13 protein-coding genes and 1 pseudogene are annotated in these 18,529 nt (G+C 73.7%); 7 read left to right on the plus strand and 7 right to left on the minus strand.

Going from position 1 to position 18,529, the window contains the following annotated elements; translation table 11 throughout:
- Positions 1-111 precede the first annotated feature (111 nt).
- Positions 112-2,955: a M4 family metallopeptidase gene (locus tag QRN89_RS23410; RefSeq protein WP_290351352.1), complete on the plus strand. Its 2,844-nt coding sequence runs from the start codon at positions 112-114 to the stop codon at positions 2,953-2,955.
- Between the two features lie 103 nt (positions 2,956-3,058).
- Here QRN89_RS23410 and QRN89_RS23415 read toward each other — a convergent pair.
- Positions 3,059-3,493: pseudogene (locus QRN89_RS23415) on the minus strand (GH25 family lysozyme); the annotation flags it as partial.
- A 249-nt stretch (positions 3,494-3,742) separates the two neighbouring features.
- On the opposite strand from QRN89_RS23415, the gene QRN89_RS23420 reads away from it, so the two are divergent.
- Positions 3,743-4,243, plus strand: a complete 501-nt coding sequence (locus tag QRN89_RS23420; RefSeq protein WP_390701395.1) for a MarR family winged helix-turn-helix transcriptional regulator — start codon at positions 3,743-3,745, stop codon at positions 4,241-4,243.
- Between the two features lie 235 nt (positions 4,244-4,478).
- Here the strand turns inward: QRN89_RS23420 and QRN89_RS23425 are convergent, their stop codons facing one another.
- Positions 4,479-5,288 carry a protein phosphatase 2C domain-containing protein gene (locus tag QRN89_RS23425; protein ID WP_290351355.1) on the minus strand — a complete coding sequence of 270 codons (810 nt, stop codon included), beginning with the start codon at positions 5,286-5,288 and terminating at the stop codon, positions 4,479-4,481.
- Positions 5,289-5,660: 372 nt separating this feature from the next.
- Here QRN89_RS23425 and QRN89_RS23430 point away from each other — a divergent pair, with 372 nt between their 5' ends.
- From QRN89_RS23430 to QRN89_RS23450, 5 genes are all read left to right on the plus strand, one after another.
- On the plus strand, positions 5,661-9,044 hold the full coding sequence (locus QRN89_RS23430) for a sensor histidine kinase (protein ID WP_290353831.1): 3,384 nt from the start codon (positions 5,661-5,663) through the stop codon (positions 9,042-9,044).
- Positions 9,041-9,523 (plus strand): roadblock/LC7 domain-containing protein, encoded by a 483-nt coding sequence (locus tag QRN89_RS23435; protein WP_290351356.1) that lies wholly within the window; start codon positions 9,041-9,043, stop codon positions 9,521-9,523. Before QRN89_RS23430 ends, QRN89_RS23435 begins: the two co-directional genes overlap by 4 nt.
- A complete protein-coding gene (locus QRN89_RS23440; RefSeq protein ID WP_290351357.1) occupies positions 9,520-9,960 on the plus strand; it encodes a DUF742 domain-containing protein in 441 nt (146 codons plus the stop codon). The genes QRN89_RS23435 and QRN89_RS23440 overlap by 4 nt, the downstream gene beginning before the upstream one ends.
- Positions 9,941-10,564 (plus strand): GTP-binding protein, encoded by a 624-nt coding sequence (locus tag QRN89_RS23445; RefSeq protein ID WP_290351358.1) that lies wholly within the window; start codon positions 9,941-9,943, stop codon positions 10,562-10,564. Before QRN89_RS23440 ends, QRN89_RS23445 begins: the two co-directional genes overlap by 20 nt.
- 62 nt (positions 10,565-10,626) lie before the next feature.
- Entirely contained in the window at positions 10,627-11,868 is a 1,242-nt protein-coding gene (locus QRN89_RS23450; protein ID WP_290351359.1) for a styrene monooxygenase/indole monooxygenase family protein, read from the plus strand.
- 160 nt (positions 11,869-12,028) lie between these two features.
- On the opposite strand, the gene QRN89_RS23455 is transcribed toward QRN89_RS23450, so the two are convergent.
- The 5 genes from QRN89_RS23455 to QRN89_RS23475 form a co-directional block, all read right to left on the minus strand.
- Positions 12,029-13,069, minus strand: a complete 1,041-nt coding sequence (locus QRN89_RS23455; RefSeq protein ID WP_290351360.1) for a coiled-coil domain-containing protein — start codon at positions 13,067-13,069, stop codon at positions 12,029-12,031.
- 168 nt (positions 13,070-13,237) lie between these two features.
- Positions 13,238-16,039, minus strand: coding sequence for an outer membrane protein assembly factor BamB family protein (locus QRN89_RS23460; protein WP_290351361.1), 2,802 nt, complete (start codon positions 16,037-16,039; stop codon positions 13,238-13,240).
- A 39-nt stretch (positions 16,040-16,078) separates the two neighbouring features.
- Positions 16,079-16,354, minus strand: coding sequence for a DUF8847 domain-containing protein (locus tag QRN89_RS23465; protein WP_290351362.1), 276 nt, complete (start codon positions 16,352-16,354; stop codon positions 16,079-16,081).
- Positions 16,355-16,424: 70 nt separating this feature from the next.
- A complete protein-coding gene (locus tag QRN89_RS23470; protein ID WP_290351363.1) occupies positions 16,425-17,153 on the minus strand; it encodes a TetR/AcrR family transcriptional regulator in 729 nt (242 codons plus the stop codon).
- A gap of 314 nt (positions 17,154-17,467) precedes the next feature.
- Positions 17,468-18,400, minus strand: a complete 933-nt coding sequence (locus QRN89_RS23475; RefSeq protein WP_290351364.1) for an AurF N-oxygenase family protein — start codon at positions 18,398-18,400, stop codon at positions 17,468-17,470.
- Positions 18,401-18,529: the final 129 nt, after the last annotated feature.

Here is an 18,529-nt window from a genome sequence, read left to right on the forward strand (position 1 = left end):
GGGCATGTCCACTTCTCAACGCACCTGCCGCATTGATCGGTTGACGCCCCACGGGTTGCATGGCCATGACCACCTGAACCGGCTTACCAGCACGTGGGAGGGGTACGTACTGTGCGCAAGCCCAGGCACAACCAGGGAAGACCGGCAATCGGCGTCACCAGGGGGACAGGGGCCGCGGCGCTCCTGGCCGCTGCCGGTCTCCTGATCACCGCGGTCCCGGCCCAGGCGGCGACCCCGCCGCCGGCACCGCCCGTCGAGGTCGTCCCCGGGGAGGACACCGCGACACCCGCTCTCGTCGAAGGGCTGCACGAGCCCGTGGACGCCAAGGCCGCTCCGGCGGACGCGGCCCGCGGACACCTCGAGGCCAGGGAGAGCCGCTACCGCATCGCCGAGCCGCGACGGGACCTCGCTCCCGTCCGGACGCTGAAGCGGGGCGCGGACGAGACCGTTCGGCTCCAGCAGAAGCACCGGGGCATACCGGTGCTCGGCGGGCAGTACGTGGTGCGGATGGAGAACTCCGGCGGCAAGCGCGTCGTCACCGGCACCTCCGGAAAGTACTTCACCGGGCTGACCGCCGGCACCGAGGCGACGGTCGCCGAGGACGTCGCGGTGCGTCGCGCGGTGAGCGCCACGGCGGCCCGGCTCGGCAACTCCCGGCTCAGCAAGGCCGACGCCATCCGCAAGGAGGGCGAGAAGTCGCAGAAGGCGCAGGCGCTCACCGGCACCGCGGGCGGCCTCGTCGTCATCCCGCGGGGCGAGGGCGTCCTGGCCCGCCATGTCACGGTGCGCGGCACCAACCCGGTGACCGGCGAGCCGGTCCTGGAGGAGGTGTACGTCGACGCGCGGTCCGGGTTCCCGGTGCTGCAGTACAGCGGCATCAAGTCCGTCACCGGCCCGAAGGCCGCCTCCGGCCGGCCGGCCCAGGCGCGCACCGCACCGGCGACCGCCGCGGCCGACGAGCCCGCCGCCCCCGCCGCCAAGGGCAGCGGCCTGCGCCTCGACGGCGGCAGGGTCGATCTGGAACTCAGCCTCGACGCGGCGACCGGCCGGTACGGCATGACCGACCACGTCCGCATGGCCGACACCAGCAAGAACACCCTCAGCACCTGGGACGCCTCCAGCCAGGACGTCGGGGACGTCTCGGGCCGGTGGCCCAGCGGAATCAAGGTGTTCGAGTCCGCGACCGCCGAGTTCGGCAAGGCGGCCACCGACGCGGGCGCCGTCGACGCCCACTGGGCGGCCGGCCAGGTCTACGACTACTACAAGAAGCAGCACGGCCGGAACGGGCTCGACGGCCGGGGCTCGACCGTGAACTCGCTGGTGGGCGTGACCCTCTTCGGCGGCTCGTACGTCAACGCGTTCTGGGACGGCCAGAAGATGGTGTACGGCTCGGGCGACGAGGAGTTCAAGCCGCTCTCCGCCGATCTCGACGTCGTGGGCCACGAGATGACCCACGGAGTCGTGGAGAACACCGCCAACCTCGTCTACGCCGGCCAGTCCGGCGCGCTGAACGAGGCCGTCGCCGACTACTTCGGCAACGCCATCGACGTCACCGCCTCCGGCCGGTCCATGGACGACCCGGACGCGGGCCTCATCGGCGAGGACCTGTGCCGCACCAAGAGCGCGCGGGAATGCGCCCTGCGCGACCTCGACGACGGCGCCACCACCTCGAAGAACTTCCTCGGCGTGACGTTCGGCACCGACAACGGCGGCGTCCACCTCAACTCCACGATCTTCTCCGGCGCGCTGTGGGACATGCGCCAGGACCTCGGCGGAGAACTCGCCGACCGGATCGTGTACAAGGCGCTGTCCGAGTACATGACGCCGCTCGACGGCTTCACGGAGGGCCGCAACGCCGTGCTGGCCGCGGCGAAGGACCTCGGTGTCACCGCGAAGCAGCAGAACGTGGTGAAACGGTCCTTCAGTGCCCACGGCATCGTGCCCGGCTGGGAGGACGCGCTCGGCGTCGACACCGACCAGCTCCTCGGCAAGCTGAACATCAGCGGCACCGGGGCCCAGGCCGGCGGCGGCTGGTGGACCGCGTCGCAGTCGAACGACGACGGCTCCGAGCCGTACTCCGTCTACGCGGGCCGGGCGGACGGCTCCGGCAACCCCAAGCTGATCAGCCCCAATGACGGACGCTTCCACGTGTACCCGGCGACGGACGGCAAGACCGTCGTCTGGGCGGCCTACGGCACGACGAGCCTGGACATCCTCTCCCGTCCGCTCGCCGGCGGCCCCATCAAGAAGCTGCACACCTCGACCAGCGACATCGCGGGACTGCGGGTCGAGAACGGCGTCGTCGTCTTCGAGAGCTTCGGCTTCTTCGGCGACCGCCACGTCGCCTATCTCCGGCCCGGCGACACCCGGCCCACCTACGCCGACGGCGGCAGCTTCTTCCTGGCCACGGCGCTCCCGTCGATCTCGCAGGGCAGGATCGCGTACGCCAAGCTGTACCCGGGCGAGACCGACTACCTGCTCGGCGTCGAGGTCCTGGACCTCAGGACCGGCACCAAGACGCTGACGGGGCAGCTCGGCGAGCCGCAGAGCCTCGGCCAGACCGGCATCAACGGCAAGCACGTCTTCTGGCTGACCGACGACAACCTCAACGACACCGGCCAGATGGGTGTGCGCCGGGCGGACCTCGACGGCCGCAACGTCTACGACATCGCCCCCGAGGCGAAGCCGCGGGCGCTGCACGCCGCCGACCTGACGGTGTCCGAGGAAGCGGTCACCGTCAGCAGCCAGACGCCCGACACCCAGTGGCGCAACGAGTCGCTGTCGAAGCTGTGGCAGCTGACCACGGACGGCAGCCGGCTCGAGCGCGTCTCCTGCAACCGCGGTGAGCAGCTGTCGCCCGCCGCGGTGTCCGGAAAGCAGGTCGTGTGGCTGGACGGCACGACCGGCTTCACGGACCTGGTCACCCGCACCCGCCCCGCGGGCCTCTGCGGCTGACCCCTCCCGTCGAACGGAGCCCCCGGTGCGGCGCTGCTGCCGCACCGGGGGCTCCGCGCGCGGGCCCGGCGCCCCGGCCGGACGGGGCCCGGCGGGCCCGGGCTCAGCCGTTGGCGAGGGCGACCAGGCGGGCGGGCGCTCCGTCGAACTTGTTGTGGTCGCCGACGACCGGGCCCGTCGACGTGTACCGCCACATCGTCTGGTACGGCCGGCCGGCCGGGAGCGTGCCCGGCGTGGTGTCGTAGCGGGCGACCCACAGCGGGCTCATGGCACCGAAGCCGCTGTGGATGCCGGTGCACCGGGTCCCCCAGCTCGTGGCCGTGCAGATCACGGTGTCGCGTCCGGTGCGGGCCTTGCAGCGGTTGAGGAAGTCGCGGATCCAGGTGACCGTCGCGGACGGCGACTTGCCGTAGCAGCTGTCGCCGTACGGGTTCCACTCCATGTCCCGCGCTCCCGGCAGGGTCAGGCCGTCGCGGGACCAGCCGCCTGCCAGGGCCGTGAGGAAGGTGCGGGCCGCGGTCCGGCGGGTGGGGGTGCCGCCGTTCCGTCCGGTGCTGGTCGTTCCGGATCCGTGCACGGGCATCGCGTGCCTCCGGAAGGCCGCGGCGTGCGGGGGAAAAGCACGGTGTGGACATGCCAGAAAGGAAGCCGGGCGCGGGGGAGCCGGGGCGGAAGAGGAGCCGGTGCCTGCCGTTGGTCTACGCCTGCGAAATACTGGGCGAGCTGCGGCAACGGCGGCCGCCGAAGGAAACTTTCATCGCCGGGAAAGCGCGCGAAGGGTGCTGACGTGCACGGAAGCGGTACGGGGAACGGGACCGAGCCGAGGGGAGGGAGTGGTGTGGACCAGGAGGTCCAGGAGGTCCAGGAGTTCCTCGCGCTGGAGCGGGAGTTGGCCGTCTTCCTGCGCCGGGCCCGGGCGAGCTCCGGCGAGATGGCCCGCGAGGTCCACCCCGAACTGGAGCCCGCCGCGTACGGGCTGCTCGTACGGCTCGAGGAGTCGGGCGCGCAGCGTGCCACCGATCTCGCCGGCTACTTCGGCGTCGGCAAGGCGACGATGAGCCGGCAGCTCCGCGCGCTGGAGGAGCTGGGACTGGTCGTCCGCGAGCCCGATCCTGCCGACGGGCGCGCCTCGCTCGTCCGGCTGACCGACGAGGGGCTCACCAGGTTCCGCGCCGTGCGGAAGGCACGCCGCGACCGGTACGTGCGGAAGCTGGCCGGCTGGGACCGCGGAGAGGTCGCCGAACTGGCCCGCCTGCTGCACCAGCTCAACGCCCGCTCCGAGGGCTAGGGCCCGATTCGGGCAGGCCCCCCTCCTGACCTTGTTCTCCGGGTTCTCCGGCCCGACCTCCGGGGCCCCTCCGGGGCCCGGTCCCGGTGCGTGTGCCTCGGTTCGACTGCCGACCGCCCGACCGCCCGGTCCCGTCCGGGGTATCCGCCCCGACCGTCCCCTTCGGTCCGTTTCCGTCCGGGGTGTCCGCCCCGACCGTCCCCTTCGGTCCGTTCCCGGCCGGGGCGACGGCCGGTCACACCCCCGTGCGCGCGGCAGGGTCCCGGAGCTCCGCGTACACCGCCGTCGCGTCGTCGTGCGTCTTCCAGCGCGTCGCCCCGCCCCGCCGGGCGTCCGCCGCCTCCAGCGCCCGCACGCGGCCGACCAGCCCGTGGGGCCCCTCCTTGCGCAGCAGCGCCATGAGGTCCGCCCAACTCCCCTCCTCGAAGAGGTCGGTCCAGCGGGACGCCCCGTCGGTGAGCGCCGCGACCGCCCGCACCTCCGCACGCGGGGTCGTGCCCGTGACCGCGTGCACCGCCACCTCCGGGTCCGCCGCAGCCGTGAAGAAGCCGCCGTCCTGGTTTCTCAGGGCGTCCGTCGCACTGAGCGAGCGGAGGATCTCCCGCGGGATCCGGTCGAGCCGGTCGTCCAGTACCGCGTGCACGACTCCGTCCGGTGACTCCAGCAGCAGCGTCGAGTCCGAGAGAACGAGGTGCTCGACCGTTCCTGCGTCCCACCGCGCGACGACGACAGTTGCCTGAGGCGTGCGGACGTGAGAAAGGTCACAGCTTTCGCGGTGGGCGTCGGCGGTGCGCCTGATGGACAGGGCCAGGACGTCGGCCAGAGGTATATCCCGTCGCGAACCGGACAGTTCGAGCAGTGCTCCGCCCAGGCGCGAGGTGAACCAGGGGACGCCGTGCACACACCCGTCGCCGCCGCGAGGTGGTGTCACCCCGTCCAGGACGACCAGCGATCCGCCCTGGCCCGAGGCCGGGAGGGCGAGTGACGCCCAGTCCTCGTTCGGGCGTTCGGCTGCGCCGGGCACGGTGACGAGTTCGAAACGCATGAGCCCCAGTCTGCACGAGCCGACACGATTCCTTCACGAAGCCTCTCAGGGCGTCCAATTGGTCTCCACCACCGGCTCGACCTGGGGTTCTTGTCGGAATCGGCTGCGTCGTCGAGCTGCGGGCGGGCATCCTGCCAAAGCCTGGGCCGAAGGTCCAACCGACCCTCCACGGGGATGGAAAGTGCAATCGCGAACGAGTTGTTTGCCAACTCCGGAGTGATGTTCACTCGTTCGTGTGGCGGAGCGGCCGATGCGCGTCCCCCTCTTGAACCCGCTGGAATGGTCGTGGACCGTGCCAGGGGTGGGGGACTCTCGTGATGACCGGCCGTCACCTCTGCTTCATGGGCGGACGAGTCAGGAATGCGAGCACCGGTGCAGAAGAAGCGGCCTCGGGGCAAGGGCAGCATGGGCAGTACGGCCTCTTCGGGGCCCGTGGCACCTCAGGTGCCTCCGTCGCCCGCGATCCCCTCGGCGACGTCGGACGGTCGGACGTCGGGCGGTCATCCGGCTCCCGTGCCTCCGGTGTTCACGGAGCCCTCGGCCGAGGCCCGGGCGGCCTCCGACCCCACGCTCCTCCCCGGCGGGCGCCCCGTGCGCGTACGCCGCCGGCTGGTCGCGGGCGTCGCCGCCGTCACCCTCACGGTCGCGGCCGCGGGTGCCCCGGCGGTCCTCCTCGCCTCCAACGACCTGACGGAGTCCCAGCGGCTCGTCACCCTCGCCGAGCTCAACCGGCAGGCCGTCACCCTGGCCCACTCCCTGGCCGACGAACGTGACGAGGTCACCGCGTACATCGCGGCCGGTCGCGAGGACCAGCAGGGCGACAAGAAGGACCGCCGGGAGATCTCCGGCAACCGCAGCGCCCGCGTCGACCGGCAGATAGACGAGATCCGCGGCAACGTCCCCGCGGACCACGCCGACCTGCGCCGCGACCTCGGCGGCGTGAACTCCGTCCGGCGGACCGCGCTCACCGGCAAGGGCACCGCCCTCGAGGCGTACAAGGCCTACACGGACATCATCGAAGGGCTGCACGCGCTCGCCGACGAGCTCGCCGAGAAGACTCCGGCCCGCGCAGCCGAGGCCACCCGCGCGCCGGCGGCTCTCGGCCTCGCCGTCGAGCAGGCGTCCGCCACCCGCGGCCTGCTGCTCGCCGCGCTGTCGGTGCCCGGCCCCGCGAACGACGGCCCCTCCTTCGACCCGATCACGGGACTGCCCGTCGAGGACGAGGACGACGCCAAGACCGAGGCCGCCCGCAACGTCCTCAGTGCCGCCGCGCAGCAGGCCCGCGTCCGCGAGCTCGCCGCGCTCGCCGACTTCGACCAGGCCGCGAGCACCGCGGCCCGCGGACGTCTCACGGGCACCGTCACCGGTCCCGACGTCAAGACCGCCGAGGCCTACCTCGCCCGCCTCACCGACCAGCCCGAACTCTCCGAGAAGGACCGCAAGTCCAGCCGCGCGAAGCTCGAGTCCTCGCTGTCCGCCAGGATCGAGCAGATGCGAGGCGTCGAGTCGGCGCTCGCCTCCGCCCAGGTCGAGCGCCTGGAACAGCTCCGCGACGACGACGTCACCGCCCTGGAGCTGCACATCGCCCTGCTCGGCGGCTGCCTCGTCGTGGTCGTCGGCATCTCCGCGGCCGTCGCCCGCTCCCTCACGCGCCCCCTCGCCGTGCTCCGTATCGGCGCCGCCCGTCTCGCCGGCGCGCCCGAGGGTGAGGAGCCGATGCGCTTCACCGGCCGCAACGACGAGTTCGCCCAGGTCGTACGGTCCCTCAACACCCTGCACGGGAAGCTGGTGGACCTCGCCGCCCGCAGCCGGCACCTGGACGCCGAACGTGGTGAACTGACGGCGGCCCGGGAGGAGTTCGCCGCGCAGCGGGCCGAGCTCCAGGAGCGCACCGCCGAGGTCACGGAGCAGCTGGACAAGCTGCGCCGGACCGTGGGCCACACCTTCGTCAACCTCTCCCTGCGCACGCTCGGCCTCGTCGAGCGCCAGCTGGGCGTCATCGAGGGCCTGGAGGAGCGCGAGCAGGACCCGGAACGGCTCGCCACCCTCTTCAAGCTCGACCACATGGCCACGGTGATGCGCCGGCACAGCGAGAACCTGCTGGTCCTCGCCGGGGCCGAGCACGGTCACAGCCACCCCGGACCCGTGCCGCTGGTCGACGTCATGCGTGCCGCGGTCAGCGAGATCGAGCGCTACGAGCGCGTCACCATCCAGTCGCTCCCGCCGCACGCCCATGTCGCCGGGTTCGCCGCCGACGACCTGAGCCACCTCGTGGCGGAACTGCTGGAGAACGCCACGTCCTTCTCGCCTCCGGACGCCCAGGTCCAGCTCTCCGGCTGGTTGCTGGAGAGCGGCGAGATCATGCTCTCCGTCCAGGACGAGGGCATAGGGATGGCCCCCGACCGTCTCGAGGAGCTCAACGAGCGGCTGGCGTCCACCGAGCGGGCCGACGACCTCGACCCCGGCGAGGGCGGCGAGGGACTGGGGCTGAAGGTGGCCGGTCTGCTGGCCCGCCGCCACGGCGTGCGCGTCCAGCTGCGCGAGCAGAAGGGCGGCGGCATCGCCGCGGTCGTGGTCCTGCCGCAGGGCCTGCTGCCCGAGGGCGCGGCGACCGCCACGCGGCAGACCGCTCCCGTACCGGGTGCCGGTCCTGCGGTGAACCTTCCCGGCTCGGTCGCGGAGGCCAACTCCAACGCGCTGCCCGGCCGTCGCGCCGCCGTCGGCGATCCGCTGGTGGCCGCCGCGGAGAAGGCCGTCCATGACGCCGGGGTCGACGAGCCCCAGGGCGCCCCCGTCGTGCCGGGACCCCGGCAGTCGCCGGAGGCACAGCCGGACTCGCAGTCGCTGGAGTTCCGGCCGGACTCGGCATCGGAGGCGGGGACCGGGGGCGCGGCCGAAGCCGCAGCCGGGACCGGGGCCGCAATCGGAACCGAGTCCGGGACCGGGACCGGGACCGGGACGGACGTCGCGACGGAGGCCGGAACGGGCACGGGAACCGGGCCGACGATGTCCGGAACCGGCGTCCACGAGCCGGCGTCCGGCACGGAGCCGGGCGGAGTCGACGCCGGCCCCGCTCCCGAGCGCTCGTCCTTCGCGCCCGAGGGCGGCGCGGGTGGGTTCGCGCCCGGCACCCCCGAGGCCGATCCCCTGCCCGGTGCCCACGAGCCCGCTCCCGAGCGCTCGCCCTTCGCGCCGCCCTCGGACGCTCCGACCGGCTTCCGGCCCGAGGCCGGCGGCGCCTCCGCCGAGGAGCACGCGTACACCGGGGAGCCCGCGCACACCGACGCGGACGCCGGTGGGCCCGCACCCTCCGCCTCGGAGACCACCCTCCAGGTCCGTCTGCCCCACGCAGCGCCGGAGCCCGACGCCCACGAGCGCAGCGGGGTGGCGGCGGCCCCCGTCCCGACGCACGGCGGGAACGCCGCCGACGGCGAGGACGTGCCCGGCCACGGGACCCCGGAAGCCGAGGCAGCCGCGAGCGCCGCCGACGCCACCGAGCCCGCGGAGCCCGTCACCGACAAGGGCCTGCCCAAGCGGACGCCCAAGGTCGTCGCCCCGCTCGGCGCACCCAAGGAGCGCCGCAGGTCCGTCGACGCCGAGGAACTCCGCCGTCGGCTCGGCGGCTTCCACCAGGGCGCCAAGGACGGCCGCCGCGACGTGGAGGCGGAGCTCGCCGACACCACCCGGACACACGGCACGGAACAGAAGTCGCAGAGCGAGGAATCGGGGGACACCGTCGAGGAGGCACACAGTTGACCGCGACAGGAACCTTCGGGCTGAGCAGCGAAGCCCGCAACCTTCACTGGCTGTTGGGCAACCTCGTCGAGGAGGTACCGGGAGTACGCTCCGTCGCCGTCGTCTCGTCCGACGGGCTGCTCCTGCTCTCCTCCGACCCGGCGCACAACGCCGCCCCGGCCCCGACGCCCCGCCAGGACGGACCCCGCGGTTCCAGCGCCGACCTCGCCACCATCGTCTCGGGCATCGGCAGCCTCACCATCGGCGCGGCCAAGCTGATGGACGGCGGGGGCGTCAAGCAGACCATGGTCGCGATGGAGGAGGGCAGCCTCTTCGTGATGTCGATCAGCGACGGCTCGCTGCTCGGTGTGCACGCCACCGCCGACTGCGACATGAGCGTCGTCGCGTACCACATGGCGCTCTTCGTGGGCCGAGCCGGACACGTACTCACCCCCGAAGTCCGCAGTGAGCTGCGCAAATCGTTGGAGAGCGCCAAGTGACGTCCGCCGCCCGGCCCGCCCCCCGGCTTCCTGTGCGGGGCGAGGGCAAACGCCCCGCCCGCGTCCGCCCGTACTCGCTCACGGGAGGCCGTACCCGCTTCGGCCACGTGCTCCTCGTCGAGACGTTCGTCGCGGCCCTCGAGGCCGGCGACGAATGGGGTCTCCCCGCCGGAGGCAGGGGAAGAAAGGAACTGACGAACGGCAACCTCACGTCCCGGGTGATGCCGGAGATGCGGGCCATCGTCGAACTCTGCCGCCGGATGCGGACGGTCGCCGAGATCTCCGCGCTGCTGAGGATGCCCCTGGGCGTGGTCCGGGTGCTGCTCAGCGACCTCGCGGACCAAGGAAGGATACGCGTGTACGGCACCGGGCACGGCGACGGCCGCCCCGACCGCGCGCTGCTCGAAAGGGTGCTGAGTGGACTCCGTCGTCTCTGACCTCCCCGCCGTCGCGGAGGACGAGAACGTACAGGCCTGGCAGAACGACCACACCCGCGCGCCGATCGCCACCAAGATCGTTGTTGCGGGAGGCTTCGGCGTGGGCAAGACGACCTTCGTCGGGTCGGTCTCCGAGATCACGCCCCTGCAGACCGAGGCGTTGATGACGCAGGCGAGCGAAGAGACCGACGATCTCACCGCCACGCCCGAGAAGCTCACCACGACCGTCGCGATGGACTTCGGACGGATCACCCTCGACGACGACCTCGTGCTGTACCTCTTCGGCACCCCGGGCCAGCAGCGGTTCTGGTTCATGTGGGACGACCTGGTGCGGGGTGCGATCGGCGCGATCGTGATGGCCGACACCCGGCGGCTGAAGGACTGCTTCCCGGCACTCGACTACTTCGAGAGCTGCGGGATTCCGTACGTCGTCGCCGTCAACCACTTCGAGGGGACCCCGGCCTACGAAGCCGAGGACGTACGGGAGGCCCTGACCGTGCCCCCGCACGTCCCGGTTGTGATCATGGACGCGCGCAAGCGGATCACGGTGATCGAGTCACTGCTCGCACTCGTGGGCCACGCGCTCGACGTCACCCCCGAGTAGCCTCCCGTCGTCCCCCGATTCCCGTACGTCTCCATCCCCGTACGTCCAGAAAGAGACGCGCCATGCGGAAGATCCTCATTGTCGGCGCCGGTCAGTCCGGACTCCAGCTCGCCCTCGGCCTCCAGACACAGGGTTACGAAGTCACCCTGATGTCCAACCGCACGGCGGACGAGATCCGGTCCGGCCGGGTCATGTCCACGCAGTGCATGTTCCACACGGCGCTCCAGCACGAGCGCGATCTGCAGATCAACTTCTGGGAGTCGCAGGCCCCGAAGATCGAGGGGCTCGGCGTCTCCGTGGCCGGTCCCGAGTCCCAGCGCGTGATCGACTGGGTCGGCAAGCTCGACGGTTACGCGCAGTCCGTCGACCAGCGGCTGAAGATGGCCGGCTGGATGGAGACCTTCGCCCAGCGCGGCGGCCAGCTCGTCATCCACGGCGCGGCCGTGTCCGACCTCGACTACTTCGCCCGCACCTATGACCTGGTGCTCGTCTCGGCGGGCAAGGGCGAGCTCGTCTCCATGTTCGGCCGCGACGCCTCCCGCTCCCCGTACAGCGAGCCCCAGCGCGCTCTCGCCGTCTCCTACGTCCACGGCCTCGGCCCGCGCCCCGAGCACCCCGAGTTCGACGCCGTCCGCTGCAACCTGGTCCCGGGCGTCGGTGAGCTGTTCATCATGCCCACGCTGACCCTCTCGGGCCGTGCGGACATCCTGTTCTGGGAGGGCGTCCCGGGCGGCCCGCTCGACGTGTTCCAGGGCGTGAAGGACCCCGCCGAGCACCTCTCCCTCACGCTGGAGCTGATGGAGAAGTACACGCCGTGGGAGTACGCCCGCGCGACGAAGGTCGAACTGACGGACGCCAACGGCACGCTGGCCGGCCGCTACGCCCCGACCGTGCGCAACCCGATCGGCCGGCTGCCCGGTGGCGGCCGGGTGCTCGGCGTCGCCGACGTGGTCGTCGCGAACGACCCGATCACCGGCCAGGGCTCCAACTCCGCCTCGAAGTGCGCGGCCTCCTACCTCGACTCGATCGTGGAGCACGGCGACAAGCCGTTCGACGAGGAGTGGATGCAGTCGACGTTCGACCGCTACTGGGAGACTGCACAGCACGTCACCAAGTGGACCAACGCGATGCTGGGGGTCCCCCCGGAGCACGTCCTCAACCTGATCGGCGCGGCGGGCCAGCTCCAGCCGGTCGCCGACCGCTTCGCGAACGGCTTCAACGACCCGTCGGACTTCGAGAACTTCTTCTTCGACCCGGAGAAGACGTCGGCGTACCTGGCCTCGGTCAGCGGCGCGACGGCCTGATGCCGTGAGGGCTCCGCCCCGGCCCCCGCAGCGTCGGGGGCCGGGGCGGAGTCGTTTCCCGAGCCCGTCCGGGCCCCCTGCGACGGCAGTCGAGCGAGGGCGGTGGCGTGAGGGACGCCGCGGCCGGCCGGGCGAGGCCCGCGTCCGCTCACGGCCGGGCTCAAGACGTGGCACGCCGGCCCGCGAGTCCGTCGCCGGCGGGGGAGCGGCCCGGGGCGGGCGAGGACGGTGCGATCGGCCGAGGGCTCCGCGCGGGCGGAGCCTGCCCGGACGACGGCGCGGACGCGCGCGGCGACGCGTACGGCGAGGTGTTCGTCGACGGCGGCGGTGGTGTGGCCGGGGCGGGCGCCGGGTCCGTGCGGTTCACGGTGCCCGGCGTGCTCACGGTGCCCAGGGTGCCGAGGGTGGAGAGCTCCTCCGGTGAGAGCGAGGCCAGTACCTCCTCCACGTCGTTCAGGCGGTCGCGGAGCGTGTCCCGGTGCTCGCGCTGCCGCTCGGCGAGAGCGCGCTGTTCGTCGAACGCCCTGCGGGAGGCCGCCGCCAGCGCGTCGGCCCGGCGCGCCCGCTTCTCCAGACGTGCGATCGTCGCACGGCTGCTGTCCGCCGCGCGCTCCAGGAGCCGGCCCTGCTCCAGCGCGCTCCGGGGGTCGCGGGCGAGCAGGAGCCGGAGGTACGGGGAGAGTTCGCTCCTGCCCTGGTACTGCCGCCGGGCCAGCCGTCCCGCCTCGTCACGGCTGCGGGAGAGGGCGCCGCGGGCGTCGGCGAGCGCGGTGTTGAGCCGTTTGGTCTCGGCGGCCTGGTCCACGAGCATCTCCCGTGAGGCGCTGTACGCCTCGCTCGCCTCCGCCGCCTGCCGGAACAGACCCTGCAGCCGGGTGAGAGCCCGGGAGACCCTCGCGGGCACCGCCCCGACCACCGGCCCGATCGCCGGCCTCCCCGGTGCGGCGGCGGGGTTCCGTGGCGCTCGTGCCGGTCCCCCCGGTGCGGCGGCGGGCTTCCCGGGTGACCCCGGCAGGGGCACGGGCCCGGACTCCGTCCCGCCGTCGCCCTGCTCGCGGCCCGGCCCCGCGGACGGCCCCGGCGCGACGGCCGGGGCGAGGGCCGCGCTTCCGGCGGGCGGCTTCCCGGACGCGGCCGGCCCGGCAGCCGTGGCTCCGAGCGCCGCCGCCACCAGCGCCGTCGCTCGGAGAGTTCGCTGCATCCTGCCCGACACCTCATCACCTCCGGTCGCCCACGGCCTCCGTCGGCGATGATGCGGTGCGGCGGGTACGACGGCCGCCCGAGTGGCCGGACCGGACCAACGCCGTCACCCGCTGCGGGCGGACCCGCATGCGGTGCGGCGTGGCGGCTGGCCGTTCCGACCGGCCCGTCAGCGGCCCACGGGCAGCCCGTAGAAGGCCCGGTCGCGCCACACCACGGCGGTGCGGCCGGCCACCACGCCCCGGTACCCGCTCACCGGACTCCGGCCTCCCGCGTCCTGGAACTTCCACAGCCGGGTGCCGTCGGCGGTGGAGAACGCCGTGACCTGCGTGGCCTCCAGCACGAGCGCGGTGTGCCCGCCGGCCGCCAGCAGCACCCGCGGCTGTCCGCCCCCGCCGCCGGCCTCGGTGGACTGCGTCCAGCGGGTCGCGCCGGACGCGGCGTCGAGCGCGTACAGCCGGTGCCCGGCCGTCGGGACGAAGAGCGTGCCGCCGTGGACGCTGCCCTCGCCCGCCGCCCCCGCGGCCCGCCACAGCTGTCGTCCGCTGCGGGTGTCGTAGGCGTGCAGATCCGGGCCCGCCACCGCGTACAGCCGTCCGGCGGGGTCGCCGAAGACGGGAGCGCTCTGGTGGACGGCGCCGAAGTACCTGCCCCAGAGGCGCTTGCCGCCCGGCTTGTCGTACAGGGCGAACAGCCCGCGCCCCTTGTTCGCCTTCTGCTGCTGCGGGGTCAGCGAGCCGCCGTCCTGCCGCACGAGGACTCCGTCGGGGCGGACCGCGACGCCCTGGTACCGGGGCACTGCGTTCCGGCCGCGGCCGGCGGGGACCTGGGCGCGCCACAGCTCCTTGCGGGCGACGGCGTCGTAGGCGACGAGGAAGGTTCCGTTGCCGGAGGTCCCGGTGAACCAGACGACCGGCCCCTCCGTGGCGGTCACCGCGCTCACGTGCGCGGGCGCCGCGGTCCGGTGCCGGACCGTGCCGTCCTGCGGTGACAGCCACAGGAAGTGCGTGGCGCCGATGACGAGGAGCACGTCACCCGCGACCACGGGACGGTGTCGCGCACCCGCCGCGGCGGGCTGCGTCCACAGCCGGCGGCCCGTGCGCAGATCCACGCCGGTGCAGCCCTTCTCGTCCGACACGACCAGTACCCGGTCGCGCCAGGCGGTGACCTGCGGCGAGCCGTCGCCCGGGTGGCGGTACGCCCACAGAGGCGCCGGGGGCACGCCGGGCAGGGGCTTCGCGGCCGGCGCGGGCTCGGGCGCCGCGGCGGGGGCGCTCTCGTCCCCGCCCGCGACGGCCACGCCGATGCCACCGCCGAGCAGCAGCCCGACCGCGCCCGCGACCCCACCGAGCACCAGCGCCCGCCGTTCCGCGCCCGCCCTGGCCGCGAGGACCGACGCGGTGAGGGCGGACTTGGGCGGATCGCCGCCGTCCGGCGCGGTTGCCGGACCGCCGGTCCCGGGGGTGGGCTGCCCCGCCCACCCGGCGGGGGCACCCGGCGCGGTGGCCGACTGGGCCGCAGCGGCGCCCGGCACGGCGGCGGGACGGCCGCTCTCCGGGGTGGGAACGGCACCGTGAGCCGCCGCGGCCCCCTCCGAGGCGCTGTGGACGCGGGGGATGCCCAGCGCCGCCGTCGTCCTGTCGACGCGGCGCACATCGGCGGGGGACAGGGCCAGGGTGTCCCGGCCACGGTCCTCCGCCGAGTGCGAGCCGGCGCCGGTCCTCCCGCCGGACTGCGCCGCCGGCAGCGCGAGGCGGTTCGCGGCCGAGTCCTGCGGCGCGACGCCGGAACCGGCGGCCGCGCGGTCCCCTCCGGCGCCGGTCGTACGGTCGCTCACGTCGGCGGCCGTCGTGTCCGGTGTCCGCTCGCCGCCGTCCGTGTCCTGGGCGGGAAGGGCGTCCTGCACGGGAAGTCCGGCGCGGGCCGCGCGGTCGTTCTCCTCGGCGGCCGTCGTGTCCGGTGTCCGCTCGCCGCCGTCCGTGTCCTGGGCGGGAGTTCCCGCGTCCGCCGCGCCTCCCGGCGGCAGCGCCGGGCCGACCGGTGCGGCGTCCGGTCGCGAGGACGCGGGATCGTCGCCGCCCCGGGCGAGCCGGGTCACCGCCTCGGCCTGGCCGGACAGGGCCGCGAGGACCGATTCCGGCAGCCAGCCGTCCTTCGCCAGCGCCGCGGCGCCTTCGAGGGCCAGCGTCGCAGCGGCGCTGCCCGCCGTCGGGCGGTCCGCGGGGGACTTGGCGAGGCAGGACGCCACCAGGTCGCGCAACCCGTCCGGCACGCCGTCCAGTCGGGGCGCCGCGTCGGCGATGGCCCGGCCGTCCGCGAACGGGGTGGTGCCGGTGGCGGCGTAGGCGAGGAGCAGACCGAGCACGAAGAGGTCGGAGGCCGTGCCGGGCCGCTCGCCGGCGAGTTGCTCGGGGGTGAGGTAGCCCAGCCGTACGGACAGCCCGCCGCCGGGGGCCGGTTCGGCGTGTGCGGCGGCGCCCAGCGCGCCGAACGCCGAGAGCCGGGGCCCGTCGGCGGCCAGCAGCACGGTCTCCGGGGCGAGACCGTGCAGCACCGTGCCCGTCGCGTGGACACGGGACAGGGTCTCGGCGAGCCCCGCGCCCAGTGTCCGTACGGCACGCTCCGGGAGCGGTCCGGTGAGCGCGATCGCCTCGCCGAGGGTCACGGCGGGCACGTACGCGTACGCGGTCCACAGTTCGGACCCGTCGGGGGACAGGTCGACGGGGGCGAGGACCCAGCCGCCCGCCAGCCGCTCCGCCGTGCGCGCCTCCGCCGCGAAACGCTTGCGGAACGCCGGCAGCGCCGCGAGGTCCGCCCGGGCGAGGGAGAGGACCACCGGTTCACCGCCGGCCGCCTCGTCGCGCCCCACGTACTGCACGGCGCCGGCGGTCGCGCGGAGGCGCGCCAGCGTCGTGTACGGGCCGATTCGGCGCGGATCCCCGTCCTGCAGCGCCTCCTGCAGTGCCTCCATCGGCGAAGCTCCCCCCGTGGTCGTCGAACGCCGTTGATCCTATTCGGCCTGCTTCGGCTTCGACCAGGGCCAGTTGAGCCTGCGGCGCTCCCGTCCCTCCGGCACGTACTCGTACTTCCAGCCGCGTGGCAGTCCGAGCCGCCTGGAGTGCCCGGCGGTGACCCGCCGGTAGGCGTGGACGGTGTGCGGGCCGCCGTCCTCGTCCGGCACGGGCACCTCGTACCAGAGGGGAGGGTTGCCGGTGGGGCCGACGAGGACGGGCAGGACCCGCCCGTCCAGCGGACCGCCGACGAAGGGGGTGTTCTCGCTTCTCACCCGTCCAGTCTCGCGCAGGGGCGCCGTTCCGTCCCTTCCGGGGAGGAGGCACCGGATTGCCGGACCCGGCCTACAGCAGGTGGCCCGCGTCGCCGGCGAAGGGGAGGACCCGCCGGGCAAGGGTCCCCACCGGGCCGGACGGGGTCTCCAGGGCGAGCAGTTCCCGGACGACGCCCGCGGTCTCCTCGTCGGTGGCCGCGGTCGCCGCGAGCAGGGCGACGAGATGGTCGACGAGCCAGTCGCGGAGCTCACCGGCGGACGGGCGTTTGTCCTCGTCCAGCCAGATCAGCGAGGCCGCCTCCACGGCGGCGATCCAGGTGCGCACCATCATGCGCACGCGCGCGCCGGGTTCCGGGACACCGAGGTGGACCAGGATCTGCTCGGCGGCCGCCCGCCGCACCTCGTCCACGATCGCGCTGGTACGGGACGTCTCCGCGACGCTGCCGCCGCGCATCAGCGCGCTGAACCCGGTGTCGTGCCCGTCGACGAAGTCGAGGTAGCGGTCCAGGACCCGGCCCAGCCGTTCGGTCGGCGGCCCGGTGGGCGGTTCCGCGAAGCACAGCACGAGGGCGTCGGCGGAGCTGCGCAGGGCGGCCTCGTACAACTGCTGTTTGCCGCCGGGGAAGTACCGGTACACGAGCGGCCGGGACACCCCGGCGGTCTCGGCCACGTCGTCGAGGGACACGTCCTCCGGCGCCCGGTGGGCGAACAGCGTGAGGGCGGCGCGCAGGAGCTGGTCACGACGCTCCTCCACGCTCAGGCGCCGGTACGCGCGTGTCGCGGGAGCACTGGAGGTCATACCGGCAGCCTAACCGCCGCTTCCCGTCCTGCGGGGCCCGTCTCCGCCTGCGGCCGAAGTCCGACCGGCTCCGCCCGTTCCGCGCCCGGGACCGTCCCCGGCCCCTGTGCGGGCAGGGCGTGCCGGGCCACCGGGCATCGGGGTGTGCCACCACGCCCCGGCGCCGGAGAGTCCCGCCCTCGCGGACCCTGCCCCGGTCGACCACGCCCCCGCGGTGCCCGGCGCCCCGCGCGTCCCCCGGCACCGGTCCTCGCGGACGCCGGCCGTGCGAGGGAGCGGGCCCGCCGCAGGGTCACCGTGTCACATCCCCACGGTCAGGCGAGGAGTCCGGAGCTCTTCCACAACCGGCGCCCCGGGCCCCGGAGGACACCGATGTCGTCGAGGAAGTCCGTCAGGCGCCTGGCGCCGGACTGCATCACCTCGCGGCGGTGCCCGCTCGCCTTCACCTGGGCGACGGCCTCGCGCCGGTCCAGGCCGACGTTCTCGTAGACCTTGGGGTTGACGAAGCACACGGAGAAGACCCGGGCGGCCTCGCCGCAGCTGAGCCGGGTGAACTCCTGCTCCCAGCGCGGCGCGGTCACCATCTGGCGGCGCAGCTCCTCACGTGCGTACCGCACGTGCCGGGCCTCCTCCACCACGTGGATCCGTGTCACGCCCCGGACCAGCGTCTGGACGCGCTCGTCCGGGAAGGTCAGGCGCTGCATCCAGTCGAGGATCTCCTCGCCGAGCAGCGTGGCCGCGAAGGAGCCGGGCGTGGTGGACACGGTCTTCAGCACGCGGGCGAGGTTGTGGTAGACCCGCGGCACCGGGTACGCGGGGGCACCGCCCTTCTGGATCATCCTCGCGAACATCATCGAGTGCCGGCACTCGTCCGCTATCTCGGTCAGGGCGTACCGCACATGATTGCTGGTCACGGACTTGTCGTAGATGTGCCGCACCAGCAGCTGCATCAGGATGATCTCGAACCAGATGCCGAGCGAGGCGAGGGAGGCCGCCTCGTGCCGGGCCAGGTCCATCCGCTGTTCCTCGGACATCCGGTTCCAGAGCGGGGTGTCGTAGAGGGACACCAGCTCCGGCGGCCAGAACCACTTGTCCTCCTCGATCGGGGCGTCCCAGTCGAGCTCCTTGTCGGGGTCGAAGGAGTGCTTGGCCGAGGACTCGAGCAGGCGCGCGGCGACCTGTTCGCGGTCCCGCAGGGGCCCGAGGGCGTCGCGGAGGAGCGTGAGATCGCGTTCGGTCACAGTCATGCCACTTATGAGACTGCGCGTCAGTAAGCTCGTCAATCCCCTGTGCGGCACTTGTTGACTGCGCGTCTACCAACGTGTGAGCCTGCCAACAGACCGTCAGTTCGTCAGTGCGAGGCGAGGGAGCCTTTC

This window comes from Streptomyces sp. HUAS CB01 (assembly GCF_030406905.1).
GTDB classification, from domain to species: Bacteria; Actinomycetota; Actinomycetes; order Streptomycetales; family Streptomycetaceae; genus Streptomyces; species Streptomyces chengbuensis.

Bases quoted from the DNA above. Each gene is read 5' to 3' on its own strand.
- QRN89_RS23425 (WP_290351355.1), bottom strand. From the start codon at position 5,288: ATGCGTTTCGAACTCGTCACCGTGCCCGGCGCAGCCGAACGCCCGAAC.
- QRN89_RS23455 (WP_290351360.1), bottom strand. From the start codon at position 13,069: ATGCAGCGAACTCTCCGAGCGACGGCGCTGGTGGCGGCGGCGCTCGGA.
- QRN89_RS23450 (WP_290351359.1), top strand. From the start codon at position 10,627: ATGCGGAAGATCCTCATTGTCGGCGCCGGTCAGTCCGGACTCCAGCTC.
- QRN89_RS23470 (WP_290351363.1), bottom strand. From the start codon at position 17,153: ATGACCTCCAGTGCTCCCGCGACACGCGCGTACCGGCGCCTGAGCGTG.
- QRN89_RS23460 (WP_290351361.1), bottom strand. From the start codon at position 16,039: ATGGAGGCACTGCAGGAGGCGCTGCAGGACGGGGATCCGCGCCGAATC.
- QRN89_RS23475 (WP_290351364.1), bottom strand. From the start codon at position 18,400: ATGACTGTGACCGAACGCGATCTCACGCTCCTCCGCGACGCCCTCGGG.